Genomic DNA, 371 nt, shown 5'->3' on the forward strand with positions numbered 1-371 from the left:
AACTGTTTACTAAAGCGGATTAGTTGCTGTACTGGCTCAAAATGAAAATTGCTATTAGTGGAGAGGGTGTAACAATAACATCTCGGTCTTCAAATAAAGCAGTGTAGCTTAATGGTAAAGCACCAAGCTGATAACTTGGTGAGTGTAGGTTCGATCCCTGCCACTGCTATAGCAACTAACTGCTTACTAAAGCGGATTAGTTGTTGTACTGGCTCAAAATGAAAATTGCTATGAGTGGAGATAGTGTAACGATAACATTTCGGTCTCCAAAACCGACGATCTAGGTTTGAATCCTAGTCTCCGCGCCAATATATATAACCCCTGAAGGGATCTATTTAAAATTATAGATTGAGAGTAGGGGAGTAGGGGAG

At 40.4% G+C, this 371-nt stretch carries 2 tRNA genes; both read left to right on the plus strand.

The features are described from left to right. Window positions 1-97: 97 nt before the first annotated feature. A tRNA-Ile gene (locus ACP6PK_RS02185) sits at window positions 98-169 on the plus strand. A gap of 65 nt (window positions 170-234) precedes the next feature. Next, window positions 235-308 (plus strand) — tRNA-Trp (locus ACP6PK_RS02190). Window positions 309-371 lie beyond the last annotated feature (63 nt).

The sequence above is a fragment of the Dapis hubbardiae BLCC-M172 genome, from assembly GCF_050016015.1.
Classification (GTDB): Bacteria; Cyanobacteriota; Cyanobacteriia; order Cyanobacteriales; family Microcoleaceae; genus Trichodesmium.